Origin of the sequence: Synechococcus sp. A15-62 (assembly GCF_014280075.1) — a bacterium.
GTDB lineage: Bacteria > Cyanobacteriota > Cyanobacteriia > PCC-6307 > Cyanobiaceae > Parasynechococcus.
The window spans coordinates 484,068-501,705 of record NZ_CP047950.1 but is presented as its reverse complement, the minus strand read 5'-3'; the positions used below and the strand labels follow the sequence as shown (position 1 = coordinate 501,705).

Below are 17,638 nucleotides of genomic sequence, written 5' to 3'. Positions count from 1 at the left end.
ATCAGGCCTCCTTCAACCAAGCCGCTGCGTCGCAAGCGTGGTACGTGAGGATCAGATCAGCACCGGCGCGCTTGAAGCTCAGCAACGTCTCCAGCACTACGGACTTTTCATCGATCCAGCCCCGCTCCGCCGCGGCCTTCACCATCGAATATTCGCCACTCACGTTGTAAGCAGCGATGGGGAGTTCCGACTCCTCGCGCAGACGGTGAATGATGTCGAGATAGGCCAGACCGGGCTTAACCATCATGATGTCGGCGCCCTCCTGCTCATCGAGCTGGGCTTCGGTGATGGCTTCCCGAGCATTGGCGGGATCCATCTGATAGGTGTCCTTGTTTTTGGGGATCGGTTTGCTGCCGGCGGCACGCGGGGCGGAGTCGAGAGCCTCACGGAAAGGTCCGTAGTACGCGGAGGAGTACTTCGCCGTGTAGCTGATGATGCCCACATGTTCAAAGCCTTCGTCGTCGAGGGCTTCCCGGATGGCACCGACCCGGCCATCCATCATATCGCTGGGGCCGATCAGATCAGCGCCTGCTTCGGCCTGCACAACGGCCTGCTTGCACAGCAGTTCAATCGTCTCGTCGTTGAGGACCACGCCGTCCTGGCTGACGATCCCGTCATGACCATCGCAGGAATAGGGATCCAGGGCGACGTCAGTCATGATCGCCATCTCGGGGATGGCTGCCTTGATCTGGCGGATCGCTCGCGGGATAAGGCCATTGGCGTTGAAGCATTCGGCCCCGTCTTCGGTCTTCAGCCCCTCGGACACCTTGGGGAACAGAACGATGCAACGCACTCCCAGGTCGTAAGCACGCTGCACTTCGCCGGTGAGGGCCGCCAGGCTCCAACGGCTGGCACCAGGCATGGCACCAATCGGCTCCACCTCAGCGCCTTCATGCACAAACAGGGGGTAGATGAAGTCTGCAGCCGAGAGGCTGTGCTCACGCACCATGGCGCGTAGGGCGGGCGTACGCCGCAGACGACGGGGGCGGTAGGTGAGCTCCATCAGACCCAAACACAAGGTGCGATCGTAAGGGTCACCCGATCAGAGGGACGCCGAACGAAGCCACTCTTGACGTGGATGGTCCGTGCGCTTGGCACGCAACTGCTCGAGCAAGCGACGCTCCTCGTCACTCCACGAGGACGGCATGGCCAACATCAGTGTGAGCAGGAGATCACCACGACCGGTCTTCGACGGCCAACCTTTGCCTTTAAGCCGCAGGCTGCGACCCGGAGCGGTGCCGGCCGGAATGCTCACCTGGGCCTCACCATCGGGCGTCATCACCGAGACCATGCCTCCAAGGGCCAGCTCATCGAGGCTGACGGGCAGGTCGGCCCGCAGCTGATCCGACTCCAGCCGCCAGATCGGGTGATCCTGAATCTTGAGATTGAGATAGAGATCGCCGCGCCTTCCGGTTCCCGGTTGCAGGTTGCCCTTGCCCTTCAACCGCAGCCGCGAGCCGTTCTTCACCCCAGCAGGAATGCGCACCTGAACGCGCTCATTGTTCACCGAAAGGCTGCGTTCTCCACCTCGAAAAGCCTCCGCAAACGTCACATTCACCGAAGCTTCGGCATCCAGATTCACCGGAGCGCGTGAAGCCTGGGCACCACGGGGGAAACCACCTCCTGCGAATCCCCCGCCGGGGAATCCACCCCCAGGAAAACCACCCCCCTGGAAGCCACCGCCGCCTGGTCCACCGAAACGGCCCAGCAGGTCGTTAATGAAATCGTCGAAATTGCCGTAGCGACCGAAGTCGACATCCATGCCGGGTGCGGCTCCCCCGCCCATGCCACCGGCCTGGTTCCAGTACTGGCCGAATTGCTCATAACGACGCCGTTTTTCGGGATCAGAGAGCACTTCATAGGCCTCACTGATCTCCTTGAACCGTGCTTCCGCCTGGGCATCACCGGGGTTGACGTCAGGGTGGTACTGGCGCGCAAGGCTGCGAAAAGCTTTCTTGATGGCATTGGCATCAGCGCTGCGATCAACACCGAGCACCTGGAAATAATCCTTGTATCCGCTGCCTGCCATACCCATCCAGTGGTGGATCCAGTCTCACCGCAACAGGGCTTGCGTTGTTGCTTCCGCATGGAGGGAAGCCCGAACGCCTTAATGCGACCTAGTTTCAGGCCAACCGCTGCATCAGCATGAGGAGCACGGCTTCATCTCTGCTGGCATCCGTTCTGGTTGCAGCTGGCGGAGCGATCGGTGGCCCACCGGTATCGGCAGGTCCCTGGACCAGCACGATCGGAGAGCCCCTGCGCAACTCCAGCCCCCAGGCCCTTGAACTGACGCAACATCTGAAGGCGATTGGGGCCAAGTTTTACGGCGCCTGGACCTGCCCGGCGTGCTTCAAGCAGATGAATCTGTTCGGGAAACAGGCCGGAGCGGACCTGACTTATGTGGAATGCCGCAAGCCGAAGCAGCTGCCGGACCAAGCCGACGCCTGCATAGCCGCAGAGATCCGGGCCTACCCCACCTGGGTTCTCCCCGATGGACGCCGAAAAGTTGGGGTTCAGTCCCTGGAAGCCCTGAGCCGCTGGAGTGGCCTGAACTGAGATGGCACTGATTCACGGCCTGCATCAGCGCAACATCCGAGGTGACCTTCTCGGAGGCCTGACGGCAGCCGTGGTCGCACTGCCCCTTGCCCTGGCCTTCGGCAATGCCGCCCTGGGGCCAGGCGGCGCCATTTATGGCCTTTACGGCGCCATCGTCACCGGATTCCTGGCGGCCCTGCTCGGTGGGACTCCCGCTCAGGTGAGCGGACCCACCGGACCGATGAGCGTCACCGTGGCGGGGATCGTCTCAAGCCTGGCCGCCATCGGCATCAGTCGTGATCTCAATGCCGGCGAGATGCTGCCTTTGGTGATGGCCGCTGTGGTGATCGGTGGTGTGTTCGAAGCCCTGCTCGGTGTGCTGCGGCTGGGGCGCTTCATCACCCTGGTGCCCTACTCGGTGATCTCCGGCTTCATGTCGGGGATCGGTTTCATCATCCTGGTGCTGCAACTTGGGCCCTTCATCGGGGTGAGCACCGGAGGCGGCGTGGTTGCCTCCCTGGGTTCGCTGATCGAGGCGCAGAGCTGGAATCCAGCCGCACTCGCCGTTGGATTGATGACACTCGCCGTGGTGTTTCTGACCCCCTTAAGGATCCGTCAGTGGGTGCCAACGCCTCTGCTGGCGCTGCTGATCGTGACGCCGTTGTCGCTGGTTCTGTTCAACGACAACCGGCTGCTGGAGCTGGGCCTTGAGCCCATCGCCCGGATCGGAGCCATCCCGGAAGGCGGCTTGCAACTGGTGGTTCCCGATTTCAGCCAGCACCTGCCGGAGCTGGTGAAAGCCGGCATGGTTCTCGCCCTGCTGGGGGCGATCGACTCGTTGCTCACCTCCCTGGTGGCCGACAACATCACCCAGACCAACCACGACTCCAACCGTGAGCTGATCGGCCAGGGCATCGCCAACACCGCGGCCGGGTTCCTCTCGGGCCTCCCCGGTGCCGGCGCCACGATGCGAACGGTAATCAACATCAAATCCGGTGGTCAGACGCCCTGGTCGGGAATGACCCATTCCCTGGTGCTGCTGCTCGTGCTGCTGGGGGCAGGCCCCCTGGCAGCACAGATCCCCACGGCGCTGCTGGCGGGAATCCTGATCAAGGTCGGCCTCGACATCATCGACTGGGGCTTTCTGCTCCGCGCCCATCGCCTGTCGGCAAAAACGGCTGCACTGATGTATGCCGTGCTGTTGATGACGGTGTTCTGGGACCTGATCTGGGGCGTTTTGGTGGGGATGTTCGTAGCCAACCTGTTGACCGTTGATGCGATCACACGGTCCCAACTGGAAGGGATGGAAGAGGACAACCCGTCCGATGCCACCGATGCACGACACGCCAATCTCTCCCCGCAAGAGGAGGCCCTGATCCTGCGCTGCGGCAAGGCCTTGATGCTGTTCCGGCTGCGCGGCCCTCTGAGTTTCGGCGCCGCCAAGGGAATCAGTGCCCGGATGGGGTTGATCCAGAGCTACAGGGTTCTGATCCTCGACCTCACCGACGTGCCCCGCATCGGTGTCACTGCAACGCTGGCCATTGAACGCATGGTGGATGAAGCACGATCAGCGGGGCGCACCCTGTTCATCGCAGGAGCCAACCACACCCTCGAACAACGGCTGCGGCAATTTGGAGTGGAAGGTGTGCTTCGGCCGTCCAGGCTGGAGGCCTTGCAGGAGGCAGCTCAGCTGATTTGACTGCTGATCTGTGTGACGTCCACTCCACAGGAATGCATTCGCACGTCTTCAGGGCGAGTCAACGCCCCTTCCAAGGCCTTCACTTCGGCCAGGGCCAGCACTTCGAGGCGCTCGACGATCAGCTCCCGCGGATAACGCTGCTCACACAACACCCAGTACAGGCCGAAGTGGCGCGCTTCACTGGCCAAGAGATCGCTGTAAAGCTCCCTTAATTGAGGATCAGGGCTGTGCTCCGCCAGCAGGGCCATGCGCTCATGGCTACGGGCTTCGATAAGACCCGCCACCAGAAAGGAGTCGAGCATTCTCTGGGGCTCACCTTTACGGATCTGCCGTGCGAGATCAGCGCCGTAGCCCGGCGAAGGCAGCGGTTCCAGGTAGCGCCCCCGGGCCTTGATCAACGCCAGCACCTGCTCAAAGTGCTCCAGCTCTTCCCGCGCCAGAGGGCTGAGGGCTTCACCCAGACCCGGTTCGCAGAGGTAGCGGAACATCATTTGCACCGCAGCTCCGGCAGCCTTGCGTTCGCAGTGGGCGTGATCGATCAGCACCTCCATCGGGTGGGCGTTGGCCTGCTCCACCCAGCTCCAGCTGGTGGGTGCGGCCAACCAGCGGATCGACGCCACTGTCTTAGTGGGAGATGTCTTGGAGGGAACAGTTTGTGCTGGAGCAGTGCTGGTCATGCGTTCCGGCGCAGGTGGCTGAGCAATCCGTTCAAGGCAAGGCTGTAACTGGCGGGGCCGAACCCACAGATCACACCCACAGCGCGCTCAGCCAGAAATGAGTGATGGCGGAAATTTTCCCGGGCATGGGTGTTGCTGAGATGCAATTCCACGTAAGGGATCGCGACGCCAGCCAGGGCATCACGGATGGCAATGGACGTGTGGGTGTAGGCCCCGGCGTTAATCAAGATCCCATCGCATCGGCCCATGGCCTGGTGAATCCGATCCACCAGGGCACCTTCGAAATTGCTCTGAAAGCAGTCCAGCTGCACAGATTCCTGCTCCGCCTCCCGCGTCAGCGCCGCTTCGATGTCCGCCAGGGAAGAATGGCCATAGATCCCAGGCTCACGCTGACCCAACAGGTTCAGATTCGGACCGTTCAGCAGCAGAACGTGCATGGCTGGAGATCGGTTCAGCTCGGCCGATCGTATCGAGATCGTGGCGAAGGACACACCGACTGGTAAGTTCTTGCGGTGTGGTTCGGGTCGGTGCCCGAGTGGTTAATGGGGGCGGACTGTAAATCCGCTGGCTCTGCCTACGTTGGTTCAAATCCAACCCGGCCCATCCTCCACATGCCCTTGTAGCTCAGCGGTAGAGCACTCCCTTGGTAAGGGAGAGGTCTCGAGTTCAAGTCTCGACAAGGGCTTACTTCCTCCCCTCGGCACCAGGGGAGAGGGGTTACGACCCCAAAACAGCCGCCGATTGCGGGCCAACAGAACGGCTGTCGACAGTGCCCAGCATCCAGACGCAACTGAGTCCCTGCTCGTTTGTCAGCGGCACAGAGTTGGAGCGACTGCGGTTGATCACAACCCGCAGGCCATCCGCAACGCCCTCGAGCACGTCCGCCCCTTGGGCTGACCAGCGCAGACCCTCCCTGCGCAAAACCCCATGGGCAGAGCGGAGTTCTGCGAGGGATTGAATGAAGGAGCGGAGATCAGCAGACCAGGGAACATCCCAGGGATAGGCCTCACGGCAGGCCGGTCCGGGACCGCTGGATGGGCCCGGCTCAGGGCCACCCGCCAGAGCAGCTTCGGTTCCGTAATAGACGCAAGGTGCCCCTGGATGGAGGAAGAGCAGCAGCAGGGCCAACTTCAGGGCCGCCAGATCATTGTTGAGGCTGTGAAGGGCCCGTGGCACGTCATGGCTGTCGAGCAGGTTCATCTGCGACCTGTTCACCACCTCCCGGTAGGAACCCGTTGTGGTCGTCCAGATGGTCAACAAAGCCTGGCCATCCAGGGGATCGAGCGGGTACTCGGAATTGCGGTAGTCCCGCCGTAACGCTTCACCGGCGGCCCAGCAAATGCTGCTCCAACCCAGCCGGTAATTCATCACGCCATCGAAGTGGTCCCCCTGCAGCCAGGTGGTGGCATCACCCCACACCTCTCCGACAATCCAAGCCTCCGGGTTGGTGGACCGCACCATCTGCCGAAACTCCACCCAGAAGTCGGCCGGGACCTCGGCAGGAACGTCAAGACGCCAGCCATCAATGCCCTGCTCGAGCCAGTGACGGCCCACCGCCAGCAGGTGCTCCCGAACCCCTGGATTGGCATGGTTGAACTTGGGCAGATCCGGCAAGGCCCACCAACCGTCGTAACCGCAGTCCTCGCCTGGGGCGGGATAGGGCTGCAGGGGCCAACGGTGCACATGGAACCAGTCCCGGTAGGGCGAATCCGCACCGTTCTCCACCACGTGATGAAAGGCCCAAAAGCCGCGGCCGCAGTGGTTGAACACCCCATCGAGAACCAACTTCATGCCGCGCCGATGCACGGCATCGATCAGATCCCTGAGTGCTGCATTGCCCCCCAGCAGGGGATCCACCTCGAAGTAGTCGTAGGCGTGGTAGCGATGGTTGGCGGCTGAACTAAAGATCGGCGTGAGATAGAGGCAGGTGATGCCCATGGCTTGAAGCCCATCGAGAGCATCGATGACGCCGTAGAGATCCCCGCCCTGGAATCCCTCCTCGCGAGGGTCCGTCCCCCATGGCTTCAGGGCGAGGTGGCGCTGCGCATCGACCCTCCCACTGCGGCGAAAACGGTCGGGAAAAATCTGGTAGAGCACCGCATCCGCTACCCAGGCAGGGGGATCGCGAAACGGAGTGGTCACAGGCAAAGCCTTTGCATTCAGCCATCTCCTGGCTAGCAGGAGAGAAAGACATTGGCCATGGCTGAGCAGCCTCTTCTTCTGGCCCTCGATCAGGGCACCAGCAGCTCCAGAGCCGCGCTGTTCAGCAGCTCCGGAGATCTGGTGATCAGCGCCAGTGCGCCGCTGCCGATTTCCTACCCCGCCGATGGATGGGTGGAACAGGACCCGATGGCGATCTGGACCAGCCAGCGGCAGGCCCTGGTGCAGCTCGATTCGAAGCTCAGCGATGCACAGCGCAAGGCAGTGGTGAGCTGCGGCATCACCAACCAACGGGAAACCACCGTGCTCTGGCGCCGCAGCAATGGACTCCCCTGTGGCCCGGCCCTCGTGTGGCAAGACGGCCGCACCGCCGCAATCTGCGAGGCCTGGAAGCAGCAGGGACTGGAGCAGGAGTGGTGCCGGCGCACCGGTTTGCTGCTCGACCCCTACTTCAGTGCCAGCAAGATCCGCTGGATGCTCGATCACTACCAGGACGCCCAGGCTGCCGCAGCCAGCGATGACCTCTGTTTCGGAACAGTGGAGAGCTGGCTGCTCTGGCAACTCACCGGCGGGCAGCGCCACGGCAGTGACATGAGCAATGCCAGCCGAACACTGCTGATGGACCTGGAGCAGCAGCGCTGGGTGGATGACTTCCGAGAGCCCACAGGGCTCCCCGCCAACGCTCTGCCCGAACTGCTGCCCTGCCGCGGGGAGTTCGGGCACATCACTGCGGATCTTCCCTTCGCAGGCCTACCGATCCAGGCGATGCTTGGCGACCAACAGGCCGCCACCCTGGGCCAGCTCTGTCTGCAGCCCGGAGAAGGCAAGTGCACCTACGGCACGGGAGCCTTTCTGGTGATCAACACCGGTGACGTCATCCGCCGCTCGGATGCGGGGCTGCTCAGCACCCTCGGCTGGACCGATGCCGCCGGAACACCCAGCTTCTGCCTGGAGGGAAGTCTGTTCAACGCCGGCACCGTGATCCAGTGGCTGCGGGATGGGCTGCAGATCATTGATCAGGCCCCTCAGGTGAACGAACTGGCGCGTTCGGTGCCGGATTCGGGAGGGGTGATGCTCGTGCCCGCCTTCACCGGCTGGGGAACACCGCACTGGGATCCCCAGGCACGCGGCGTTCTGGTAGGCCTTACCCGCGACAGCGGACGCGGTCACATCGCCCGAGCAGCGCTGGAGGGAATCGCCCTGTCGGTAGCGACTTTGGTGGAACTTGCCGAGCAGGCCCTCGGCACGGGCCTGGGTGAGCTGGCGGTGGATGGTGGCGCCGCGGCCTCGGATCCTCTGCTGCAGGCACAGGCCGATTACACCGGTCTGACGGTGCGGCGTCCCGCCAGCCTCGAGAGCACCGCCCGGGGGGTGGCGCTGTTCGCAGGCCTTCAGGCTGGGGTGATCAGCGACCTGGAGCAGCTCTCAACCGCACGGAGGGACGGGGCGGAACTGTTCCACCCACAGATGGATGCATCTGAGCGCCACCGGTGGCGCTCACGCTGGCAGGACGCCGTCTCAAGAAGCCTGGGGTGGCATGGCTGATCACCAGGTTGACCTGCTGGTCATCGGCGCCGGCGCCAGCGGTGCCAGCGTGGCCTATGAAGCAACACGACGGGGGCTGAGCGTGGCCCTGCTCGAGGCCGGAGACATCGGCGGTGGCACCAGTTGCCGCAGCACGAAGCTGCTCCATGGCGGGGTGCGCTACCTGGAGCTGGCCTTTAAAACTCTGGACCTGGCCCAGCTGAGGCTGGTGCGGGAAGCCCTGCTCGAGCGGAGCCACTGGTTGACCCAGGCACCATTCCTGGCCCGACGACTGGAGCTGGCCCTGCCCACACAACAGCTCTGGGGCCAGGCCTACTACCGAGTGGGGCTGGGGGTGTACGACGCCCTGGCCGGTGAGCGAAGCATCGGCCACAGCCGACTGCTGTCCCAGCAGCAGATGCGTCAGGCCCTGCCTCTGCTGAAGGCGTGTCAGGGCGGCGTGGCCTACAGCGACGGACAGTTCGACGATGCACGCCTCAACCTGCTGTTGGCCCTCACCGCCGAGCAACGGGGGGCAACCCTGCGCACCCGTTGCCGGGTGGTGGAGCTGGAGACTGGCGGCACGGGCCAGCTCAAGGCCGCGATCAGTGAATCCGCCACCGGCCAACGGGAACGCTGGTGTGCCTCGGCATTTGTGAATGCCACGGGCATCCGGGCGGATGAGATCCGCCAGATGGCGGAGGCTGATGCCCCTCCTCGGATGTTCACCAGCCGTGGGGCCCACATCGTGCTGGAGCAGAACCTCTGCCCGGAAGGTGTTGGGCTTCTTGTGCCATCCACCGCGGATGGACGCGTGCTGTTCATGCTCCCCTTCCACGGCCGCACCCTGGTGGGGACGACGGATGAAGCCTGCAGCAAAGAGAACGCCACATCCCCCTCTCCAGAAGAGGAGGCCTACCTGCTCAACTACGTGCGTGACTGGTTTCCCCAGCTCCAGGATCCGAAGGTGAGCAGCCGATGGGCGGGGGGCCGCCCGCTGCTGAAGCCAGCGGACCAGGGCCTGGACAGCAGCCGTGTGGTGCGGGAGCACGAGGTGGAAACGCTGGCCTGCGGCCTGGTGAGCGTGATGGGGGGCAAGTGGACCACCTGCCGGCCGATGGCTGAGGACACCCTGACCGCAGTGGAACGCCAGCTTTCAGCACCCCTACCGAAACCGCAATCCCTGCCGCTGCTCGGGACAGCCGCCAACCCCGAGCACACCATCACCGAACTGCGGCAGCAAGCTTTGGCCCTCGAGGCCCTGCTGCCCGACACACCCGAACGAGCTCAACAGGTCCTGCATCTGCAGCACAACTTCGGACTGGGTGCCGAGGCGGTGGTGGCTCAGGCCCCGATGGAGGCACGCGAACCACTGAGCAGCGTGATCCCGATCTGCCGCGCCGAGATCCAGCACGCCATCCAAAAGGAGCACGCCAGCAGCTCCGATGATGTTCTGAGCCGCCGTTGCCGGCTCGCGATGGTCGATGCTGCCGAGGCAGAGCGGCTGAGCCCTCTGGTGAACAACGAACTCGAACAGATGTAAATGCGAACTAGGCGACCTAGGTTTCGCTCATCAGTGGAGAAAACGCTTGCACTGCCTCGTTGTTGAAGATCAGCAAATTTTGCTGGATCTGCTGGCAACCATCGTGGACGCTTTCTCCGAGATCTCGACCGTCTCGAAGGCCACAACGTGCGGACAAGCGATCACCGTAAGCAAAGATATGCCGGTGGATTTAGCCATCCTGGATCTGTATCTTCCAGATGGTGACGGCAGCGAACTGGGACAACGTCTTGTCCAACGCAATCCCTCAATTCGACTCATTGTTCTGACAGGAGCCCCGGAAGACTTCAGGATTTCGCATGAACTGCGGGGATCAATCCATGCCCTGATCGACAAGCGTGATTCGTTCGATGCACTGCACCACAGCTTGAGCACGATTCTGCAACCAGCACATCAACGTTTGACGCCACGCCAGAGCGAAATCTTCGAGCTCATTGGTGCCGGCAAAAGCACCAAGGAGATCGCTCACATTTTGAACAGCGCCACATCAACGATCGAATCGCACCGCAAGGCCATCGCCCAGAAACTCAAGCTCAGCGGCGCTGAATTAATTCGAGAGGCATCCCTGACACGTCAGATCAACCCGCGCCCATGAGCCAGCACTCCACATTGAGCCTGGGGCAACGGCTGGTCCGGTCCACCGGACTGCAACTAATCCTGGTGGCGGGTTCATTCAGTCTGTTGACCTACACGCTGGGGCGGAACAGCGGGATTCAGCAGAGTGAAAGGCACCGCACCAATCTTTTGATCACTGAGATTCGTGAGCAACTGAGCGGCAAGTTACGGGTTCCGATGTTTCTCAATGACCTCAATGCGTCGGCCATTGATGCTCAGCCCAATCTGTTGAAAAACTTCGACACCCTGGGGCGTCGGTTCTGGCATCAGCTGAAAGCCTTCCCTGTTGATTACATCAATTACGGCGCGCCAGATGGCTCCTTTCTGGGTCTGGAACGCGGCTCCGATGGTGACGTTCTGCTCTACGAAGACAGCACACGGTTGGGGCGGGGTCAATTGACGGTGTTCTCCCTCTCACCCCGTGGGGAACGCCTCGAGCCAACCGAGGTCATCCCGGGCATGAGTGCCACCCACGAGGAAGCCTGGTACGTCGACACCGTTGCGGCCGGACGTTCGAGCTGGAGCAGCATTTACGCCTGGGAAGACCAGCCCGAGATTCATTCGGTTTCCTACAACACCCCCCTGCTTGACGGTGATGGCCAGTTGCTGGGGGTGATCGGCGTGGACATGGTGATCAACCAACTCAGCACCTGGCTCCACCAGGTTTGGGGAAGCCGAGATGGCCTGGCTGTGCTGATCGAAGCCGATGGACGTTTGATCGCCAGCTCAGACCCCAGCATTCCCCTTACAACAACAGGAGAAAGCAACGAGCGCAGCAGCCTCAGCGAGCTGGAACACTCTTTCGCGGAGATGCTGCACCGGATCCAACAGACGCCAGGAGACGCATCGCAGCCTCAACTCCTGCGCCACAAGGACGGAGCCTTCCTGCTGCAGTCGACGCCATGGGGCAGCGACCTCGGTCTCGACTGGATCTTGCTGACCGCCAGCAGTGCCAACGAGGAAGTGACGCAAGCCGGACTCACACTCGCCGTTGAGGTCGGCGCTGCCGTGCTGGCTCTGGGCTTCACCCTGCTGCTGAACCGCAGCCTGATCAACAGGATTCTTCAGCCTTTGAGCGCCCTGCAGCGGGCCAGCCAGACCACGGAACAGCAAATCAACCAGCTGGAAGATGCCCAGCCTCAGGCCTTGGAATACCGCTGTGAACTGGACCAGAACAGCGGCCAGGAATTGCTGGACCTGAACGTGGCGGTTCAGTCGATGGTGAAGGCCTTCAATCAACTCACCCAAAACCTTGCCGCCAAGGAGCAGCAGATCACGCGGATGTTTCAGGAGCAGCGCCTGCAGGATGAACAAGCCCTGACCCAGATGAACCATCGGCTGAAGGTGAGTCTTGAAGCCGCGGCCATCGCCCACGAAATCAATCAACCCCTGAGCATCCTGCGCCTGACGGCACAACGTTTGCAGCATCAAGTACGCGAGCGAGCCGAGGCGGACGATCCCGCCGAACTGCTGGAAGCCCTGCAGATCCTTGACGATCAAGCCAGCCGGATCGCACGGACCACCGACCAGATGAAGGCGATCATCCGCAATGCGAACACCAGCCTGAGCCGGATCGATCTGCGTGATGTGCTGGACAGCATTGAGCTGTATGTGAACTCCAACCTGATTGAAGCCAGCAGCTGGATCACGACCTCCCTACCCTCCGAGCTGAAAAGACAGAAGGCCTGGGTGGAAGGCGATGCCATCCAGCTCCAGATCGCCGTGATCAATCTGGTGAAGAATGCTGTGGACGCCCTGTCGGATCAACCTCCAACCACGGTTGCTCCGGAGATCGTGATTCGACTCGAACGCCGGGAACAGCATTGGGCGATCGTTGTCGACGACAACGGTCCCGGACTGCCTGACGACCACACTGGTGACATGCCGCTCTACAGCAGCAAGCCTTCCGGCAGTGGCCTGGGACTGTTCATCGTGCGCTCGGCGATGGAGGGGCATAACGGAGAACTGACTCTCGGCATCAGCCCCAGCGGCGGCACCCGCGCGGTGCTGCTTCTCCCCAGACAGGGCTAGCCCCCCAGAACTGGGGATTGCCTGAACAGCTGCAAGCAAGAAGGATCTGAACATCCTGGCCAACAGCATGGTTACGGTCGACCAGCTCTGCTGTCTCGACGGTCTGATCTGGCTTCAGTCAGGCAATGCGGTTGGGGCTCTGACGCTCCAGCACCAAACCACCGTCAGCAGAAATCAGCGGAAATGCGCGAAGGCCTTTGGGGTCGACGTGCTGAAACGCGATGGTCTCTGGCAGATCGAGGGGGACTGCCAACTCCTGCAGTTGGAGCGGGAGGTGCATCAGGCGGCGCGGGTGAAATTTGGGCAGGGTCTGCGACTGGAGGCGGCCCTCAGCCCTGAAACCGCCCTACCTCAAGACCTCGCAAGGATCTGGACCGTTGGCAGCTCCCGGATCCGCGAGCCCGATCACTTCGAAACCTTGCTGGAACGACGGGTGATCGAGGCCTGGCTCACCTCTGAGGAGCAGGCCCTGGGCCGCAGCGAAGCCATCATCAGCCTCCCGTTGACGGACGAGCCTGAAACGATGCGCCTCGTGGTGCATCGCGACCTCCACCAGCAACCCGTGATTGCGGGGCTGATGACCGGCTTGTCTGCGTAACAACAGCCGATCCAACTCCAATCGCCTTAGGACTGAGCGTCCACCTCTCCGATCAACCACCAATTGAATCCATAGGGCGGAAGGTTCACGAACCACTCCGCTGCGGCAGGCGGGAACTCACAGCCCCACATCACCTCACGGGTGCGCTCGCCGGTCCACTCCGTTAGATCCAAACTGAGCGAAGCTCCAGCAGCGGTGACATTGGCGGCCACGAGCACCGTCATCGCCTCGGTGCAGCGGAGATAGACCAGCACTCCAGGGTGGGGGCTGTGCAGCAACCGGAAGCTTCCATGCCGCAGTGCTGGCAGCAGGCGGCGGCAGGTGAGCATGCGCCGGTGCCAATTCAGCAGCGACCCGGGCAGCTGCTTCTGCACCTCCACATTCACCACGCGGTAGTCGTAGCCGGGAGCGGTGATCGGGGGCAGCACCAACAGCGGATCGGGGGCCGTGGAGAAGCCACCGTTGCGGGCCGGCGTCCAGGCCATCGGCGTGCGGTTTGGATCACGGTCCCGCAGACCGGGCCAGTCGCCCATGCCCAGTTCATCGCCGTAATACAGACAGGGCATCCCCGGAAGGCTGTAGAGGAGCCCGTGCAGCAACCGGTTGGAGCGTGGATCGCCATTGAGAAGAGGAGCCAAGCGTCGGTTGATGCCCCAGTTCAACCAGTGCCCCTGTCCCTGGGGCAGGCCCACCCGGATGGTCTGAATCACGTCATCGCTGATGAGATGGCCATCCCCCAACCAGAGTTCATCGTGATTGCGCAGGGGCAGGGCCCAGCGAGGACCAGATACCGCCTGCTCGGCTTGGATCAGGCACTCCCCGAGCTGCTGGGTGCGGCCACTGGCAATGGCGGCAAATAGATGGGCGGTGAGCACGAAGTTGAACGCTCCATGCAGTTCGTCATCCGCCAAATAGGGAGCGGCCTCCTCCACCGGCTGAATCGCCTCTCCCAGCAAGAGCACATCACGGCCATGGGCATCCACCCTCTCCCGCAATCGCTTGAGGAAGGCATGGGTTTCCGGCAACCCCTCGCAGCGGGTCCCCTCTGACTCAAACAAGAACGGAACCGCATCCAAGCGGAACCCATCGACGCCGCGATCCAGCCAGAAGTCGACCACCTCCAGCATCGTGTCCTGCACCCAGGGGTTCTCGTAATTGAGATCGGGTTGATGACGCAGAAAACGGTGCAAGTAGTACTGCTCGGCTACCGGATCCCACTCCCAGTTGGAAGCCTCGAAATGCCGGAACAGAACCGGTGCCTCGGCGTAGCGCTTGGGGTCGTCGCTCCAGACGTACACATCCCGTTCAGGACTGCCCTTGGGAGCCCAGCGGGCCCGCTGGAACCAGGGATGCAGGTCACTGGTGTGGTTCAGCACCAGGTCCAAAATCACGCGCATGCCCTGGCTGTGGGCCGCCGTGAGGAACCGGTGAAAGGAAGAGAGATCCCCCAGATCCGGATGGATTCCGGTGAAATCCGTGATGTCGTAGCCCCCGTCCCTCAGGGGGGAGGGATAGATCGGGGTCAACCAGAGGGTGTTGACCCCCAGCCAACGGAGATAGGGCAACCGCGCCGCAAGCCCCTTGAAATCACCGGTGCCATCACCATTCCCATCGGAATAGCTGCGAACGATCAGCTGATAGATGACCGTCCCTGACCACCACGGAAGCGCTGGGGTCATCCCCCGGTTGCAGATTCACCACTGCTAGACCCGACTGGCCTGATCGTCAGCCCTGTGGCCCTCACCCAAACGCAACTGAGCCGGATGAAGGAGCTCGTGGGGGCTGGGCTGACCCGTCCACTGGCATGGCGCCGAGAGCAATTACAACGGCTCTCCGCTCTGCTGGAGGAGCACGAATCGGAGGTGCTCGACGCCCTCGCCGCCGACCTCGGCAAACCACCCACCGAAGCCTTTTTTGAGCTGGTGGCCCTGCGACAGGAGCTCAAGCTCACCGGCCGGCAGCTGGAGCGGTGGATGCGCCCGCGCCGCGTGGCTGTTCCCCTCTCACTGCGCCCCGGCCAGGCAAAGGTTGTACCGGAACCACTCGGGTGCGTTCTGGTGATCGGACCTTGGAACTATCCCTTTCAACTGACGCTGCGGCCCTTGATCAGTGCCCTGGCTGCTGGCAACACCGCCGTGCTCAAGCCTTCGGAACACGCCAGTGCCATCGCGGATCTGATCGCGCGGCTGATCCCTCAGCACTTCGAGCCTGAGGTGGTGCAGGTGGTCCAGGGAGATGGAGCCGTCGCGGCAGAGCTAGTGGCCATGCCCTTCGACCACATCTTTTTCACCGGTGGCGGCAGCATCGGCCGGAAGGTGTTGGAGGGGGCTGCAGCACACCTCACGCCGGTGACGTTGGAGCTGGGGGGCAAGAGCCCCGCCATCGTTCTTGAAGGGGCCGACCTCACGGTGGGAGCGCGCCGCTTGATCTGGGGAAAGGGGATCAATGCTGGGCAGACCTGCATCGCACCAGACCATCTGCTGGTGCCACCCGCCCTTCGTTCACCGCTGCTGAAGGCAATGGAGGAGGCGCGAACCGAGATGTATGGCGCCGACCCCCTCAACTCCAATCAGCTAGGGCAGATCATCAATGAACGCCAGTTCAATCGGCTGGAGCAGCTGCTGGAGTCCGCCAGAGCGGACGGTCGCATCCTGATCGGAGGCGAAATCAGCCGAGAACAGCGGCGCATCGCCCCCACCGTGATTCGCGTGGATGACCGCCAGGATCCGCTAATGGCTGAGGAGCTGTTTGGCCCTCTCCTGCCGGTGCTGGTGCTCGAGGACCTCACCACAGCCCTTCAGGAAATCCGCCAAGGGCCCAAGCCGTTGGCGCTCTATCTGTTCGGCGGTGATGAGGCCCAGCAACAGCAGGTGCTCTCCACAACCAGCTCAGGCGGGGTCTGCTTCAACGACGTGGTGATGCAGGCCGGCGTGCCCCAGCTGCCCTTCGGGGGCGTCGGCGCCAGCGGGATGGGCAGCTACCACGGCCAAAGCGGCTTCGACACGTTCAGCCACCACAAGGCGGTGCTGAAGCGCCCCTTCCGGTTTGATTTCAAGCTGCGTTACCCGCCCTACAAGGTGGATCTCAACCTGCTGAAGCGGCTGGCGGGATAAGTCGCCCTCATTGCCACCACATCCCTTCTGCAGCAAGTGCTCTGAGGGGCTGGCGCTTTAGCTCAGGCACCGTATCTTGCGGGGATCTGCCGGAGACAAATGCGCCGTACCGCTCTTGCCGCCCTGCTGCTGACGGCCTGGTTCCCCCTGTCAGCCACGGCTGCCTCGGTGAAGGTGCGATCCGGGGAGACGCTTTCGGATATCGCCGACCGCTACGGGGTGAGCGTCGGCACCCTGATGCGGATGAATGGGATCCGCAACCCAGACCTTGTTCAAGCCGGGAGCCGCCTGCAGGTGCCAGGACCCACGGTGACAGCAGGCTCCGGCCGCCATCGCGTCAACAGCGGTGAAACCCTCAGCAGCATTGCCAGCCAATACCAGGTCCGCAGTCGCGACCTGATGGCCCTCAACAACCTGCGCAATGCCAACCACGTTGAGGTTGGCCAGACCCTGCGACTCCCCAGCAACGCCGTGATGCCCCGTCCGGCCTTCAAACCGGTGGCTGTGACCCCAATCCCAGGAGCCACAGAACACACCGTTGCCAAAGGGCAGACCCTCACGCAAATCGCCAAGGCCTACAAACTGCCGGTGGCCAGCCTGATCAGCATCAACCAGCTGAGCGACCCCAACAAAGTGGAGGTGGGCACGCGCCTGTATCTGACGGATCCCTCCTTCCAGACACCCTCCACTACCCAAGCGCAGCCCGCCACAACGGAACCGTCAGTCACCGCCGGCAGACCGGTTGTGACGGTGCAGCCCACGGCTCAAGCCAAGACGACACCCGTCCAAACCAAGGCAGTGCAAACGAAACCGGTTCAGGTCAAAAAACCCGTGGCCAAGGCCAAACCGGTCGAGGCTGCGAAGCCCCAGCAGACCCTGGCCAAGTCGGCTGACTGGCGCACCTATGGCCCCCTTCAGGTGGACTGGGGCAACTGGCAGGCCATGGGTGGCAGTCAAGTGGTGCCCACCCTCAATGCCCAGGGGCAGGCTCTGTACCTGGCTGTGAACTGTTCCGCCAAAAAGATCAATGCCACCGGTTCCGACGGAAGCTGGAAAACCTGGGAAGCGCCGAACAACCGCTTCGAACAAGACCTGGTGAAGGACCGTTGTCAGACCAAGGCCTGA

At 62.6% G+C, this 17,638-nt stretch carries 15 protein-coding genes and 2 tRNA genes; 11 read left to right on the top strand and 6 right to left on the bottom strand.

What is annotated here, in order from left to right; translation table 11 throughout:
* Position 1: 1 nt before the first annotated feature.
* Complete coding sequence (hemB, locus tag SynA1562_RS02650) at positions 2-1,003, bottom strand: porphobilinogen synthase (protein WP_186494637.1); 1,002 nt, start codon at positions 1,001-1,003, stop codon at positions 2-4.
* A 39-nt stretch (positions 1,004-1,042) separates the two neighbouring features.
* Complete coding sequence (locus SynA1562_RS02645) at positions 1,043-2,029, bottom strand: DnaJ C-terminal domain-containing protein (RefSeq protein ID WP_186494636.1); 987 nt, start codon at positions 2,027-2,029, stop codon at positions 1,043-1,045.
* 116 nt (positions 2,030-2,145) lie between these two features.
* On the opposite strand from SynA1562_RS02645, the gene SynA1562_RS02640 reads away from it, so the two are divergent.
* Both SynA1562_RS02640 and SynA1562_RS02635 read left to right on the top strand, forming a co-directional pair.
* The gene (locus tag SynA1562_RS02640) at positions 2,146-2,556 is read left to right on the top strand and encodes a vitamin K epoxide reductase (protein WP_186494635.1); all 411 of its coding nucleotides are present in this window, start codon (positions 2,146-2,148) and stop codon (positions 2,554-2,556) included.
* A gap of 1 nt (position 2,557) precedes the next feature.
* Positions 2,558-4,234 carry a SulP family inorganic anion transporter gene (locus SynA1562_RS02635; RefSeq protein WP_186494634.1) on the top strand — a complete coding sequence of 559 codons (1,677 nt, stop codon included), beginning with the start codon at positions 2,558-2,560 and terminating at the stop codon, positions 4,232-4,234.
* On the opposite strand, the gene SynA1562_RS02630 is transcribed toward SynA1562_RS02635, so the two are convergent.
* Both SynA1562_RS02630 and aroQ read right to left on the bottom strand, forming a co-directional pair.
* On the bottom strand, positions 4,222-4,911 hold the full coding sequence (locus SynA1562_RS02630; protein WP_186494633.1) for a tRNA-(ms[2]io[6]A)-hydroxylase: 690 nt from the start codon (positions 4,909-4,911) through the stop codon (positions 4,222-4,224). The two genes, SynA1562_RS02635 and SynA1562_RS02630, sit on opposite strands and share 13 nt — an antisense overlap.
* Entirely contained in the window at positions 4,908-5,348 is a 441-nt protein-coding gene (gene aroQ, locus SynA1562_RS02625; protein WP_186494632.1) for a type II 3-dehydroquinate dehydratase, read from the bottom strand. The genes SynA1562_RS02630 and aroQ overlap by 4 nt, the downstream gene beginning before the upstream one ends.
* A gap of 84 nt (positions 5,349-5,432) precedes the next feature.
* Between aroQ and SynA1562_RS02620 the strand changes: the two genes are divergently transcribed.
* Together SynA1562_RS02620 and SynA1562_RS02615 are read left to right on the top strand one after the other, a co-directional pair.
* A tRNA-Tyr gene (locus SynA1562_RS02620) sits at positions 5,433-5,514 on the top strand.
* A gap of 10 nt (positions 5,515-5,524) precedes the next feature.
* Positions 5,525-5,596: transfer RNA gene (locus SynA1562_RS02615), tRNA-Thr, on the top strand.
* A gap of 32 nt (positions 5,597-5,628) precedes the next feature.
* Here the strand turns inward: SynA1562_RS02615 and SynA1562_RS02610 are convergent.
* Positions 5,629-7,059 carry a glycoside hydrolase family 13 protein gene (locus SynA1562_RS02610; protein WP_186494631.1) on the bottom strand — a complete coding sequence of 477 codons (1,431 nt, stop codon included), beginning with the start codon at positions 7,057-7,059 and terminating at the stop codon, positions 5,629-5,631.
* A 51-nt stretch (positions 7,060-7,110) separates the two neighbouring features.
* Between SynA1562_RS02610 and glpK the strand changes: the two genes are divergently transcribed.
* The 5 genes from glpK to SynA1562_RS02585 all read left to right on the top strand — a co-directional run bounded on the left by glpK (position 7,111) and on the right by SynA1562_RS02585 (position 13,400).
* Positions 7,111-8,616 carry a glycerol kinase GlpK gene (gene glpK / locus SynA1562_RS02605; RefSeq protein WP_186494630.1) on the top strand — a complete coding sequence of 502 codons (1,506 nt, stop codon included), beginning with the start codon at positions 7,111-7,113 and terminating at the stop codon, positions 8,614-8,616.
* On the top strand, positions 8,609-10,138 hold the full coding sequence (locus tag SynA1562_RS02600) for a glycerol-3-phosphate dehydrogenase/oxidase (RefSeq protein WP_186494629.1): 1,530 nt from the start codon (positions 8,609-8,611) through the stop codon (positions 10,136-10,138). The genes glpK and SynA1562_RS02600 overlap by 8 nt, the downstream gene beginning before the upstream one ends.
* A gap of 46 nt (positions 10,139-10,184) precedes the next feature.
* Complete coding sequence (locus SynA1562_RS02595; RefSeq protein WP_186494628.1) at positions 10,185-10,751, top strand: response regulator transcription factor; 567 nt, start codon at positions 10,185-10,187, stop codon at positions 10,749-10,751.
* Complete coding sequence (locus tag SynA1562_RS02590; protein ID WP_186494627.1) at positions 10,748-12,802, top strand: ATP-binding protein; 2,055 nt, start codon at positions 10,748-10,750, stop codon at positions 12,800-12,802. The genes SynA1562_RS02595 and SynA1562_RS02590 overlap by 4 nt, the downstream gene beginning before the upstream one ends.
* Positions 12,803-12,869: 67 nt before the next feature.
* Positions 12,870-13,400 (top strand): hypothetical protein, encoded by a 531-nt coding sequence (locus tag SynA1562_RS02585; RefSeq protein WP_186494626.1) that lies wholly within the window; start codon positions 12,870-12,872, stop codon positions 13,398-13,400.
* Positions 13,401-13,426: 26 nt separating this feature from the next.
* Here SynA1562_RS02585 and SynA1562_RS02580 read toward each other — a convergent pair whose 3' ends face one another.
* Complete coding sequence (locus SynA1562_RS02580) at positions 13,427-15,079, bottom strand: alpha-amylase family protein (protein WP_186494625.1); 1,653 nt, start codon at positions 15,077-15,079, stop codon at positions 13,427-13,429.
* Between the two features lie 84 nt (positions 15,080-15,163).
* On the opposite strand from SynA1562_RS02580, the gene SynA1562_RS02575 reads away from it, so the two are divergent.
* The gene (locus SynA1562_RS02575) at positions 15,164-16,513 is read left to right on the top strand and encodes an aldehyde dehydrogenase family protein (protein ID WP_370593247.1); all 1,350 of its coding nucleotides are present in this window, start codon (positions 15,164-15,166) and stop codon (positions 16,511-16,513) included.
* Between the two features lie 99 nt (positions 16,514-16,612).
* On the top strand, positions 16,613-17,638 hold the full coding sequence (locus tag SynA1562_RS02570; protein WP_186494623.1) for a LysM peptidoglycan-binding domain-containing protein: 1,026 nt from the start codon (positions 16,613-16,615) through the stop codon (positions 17,636-17,638).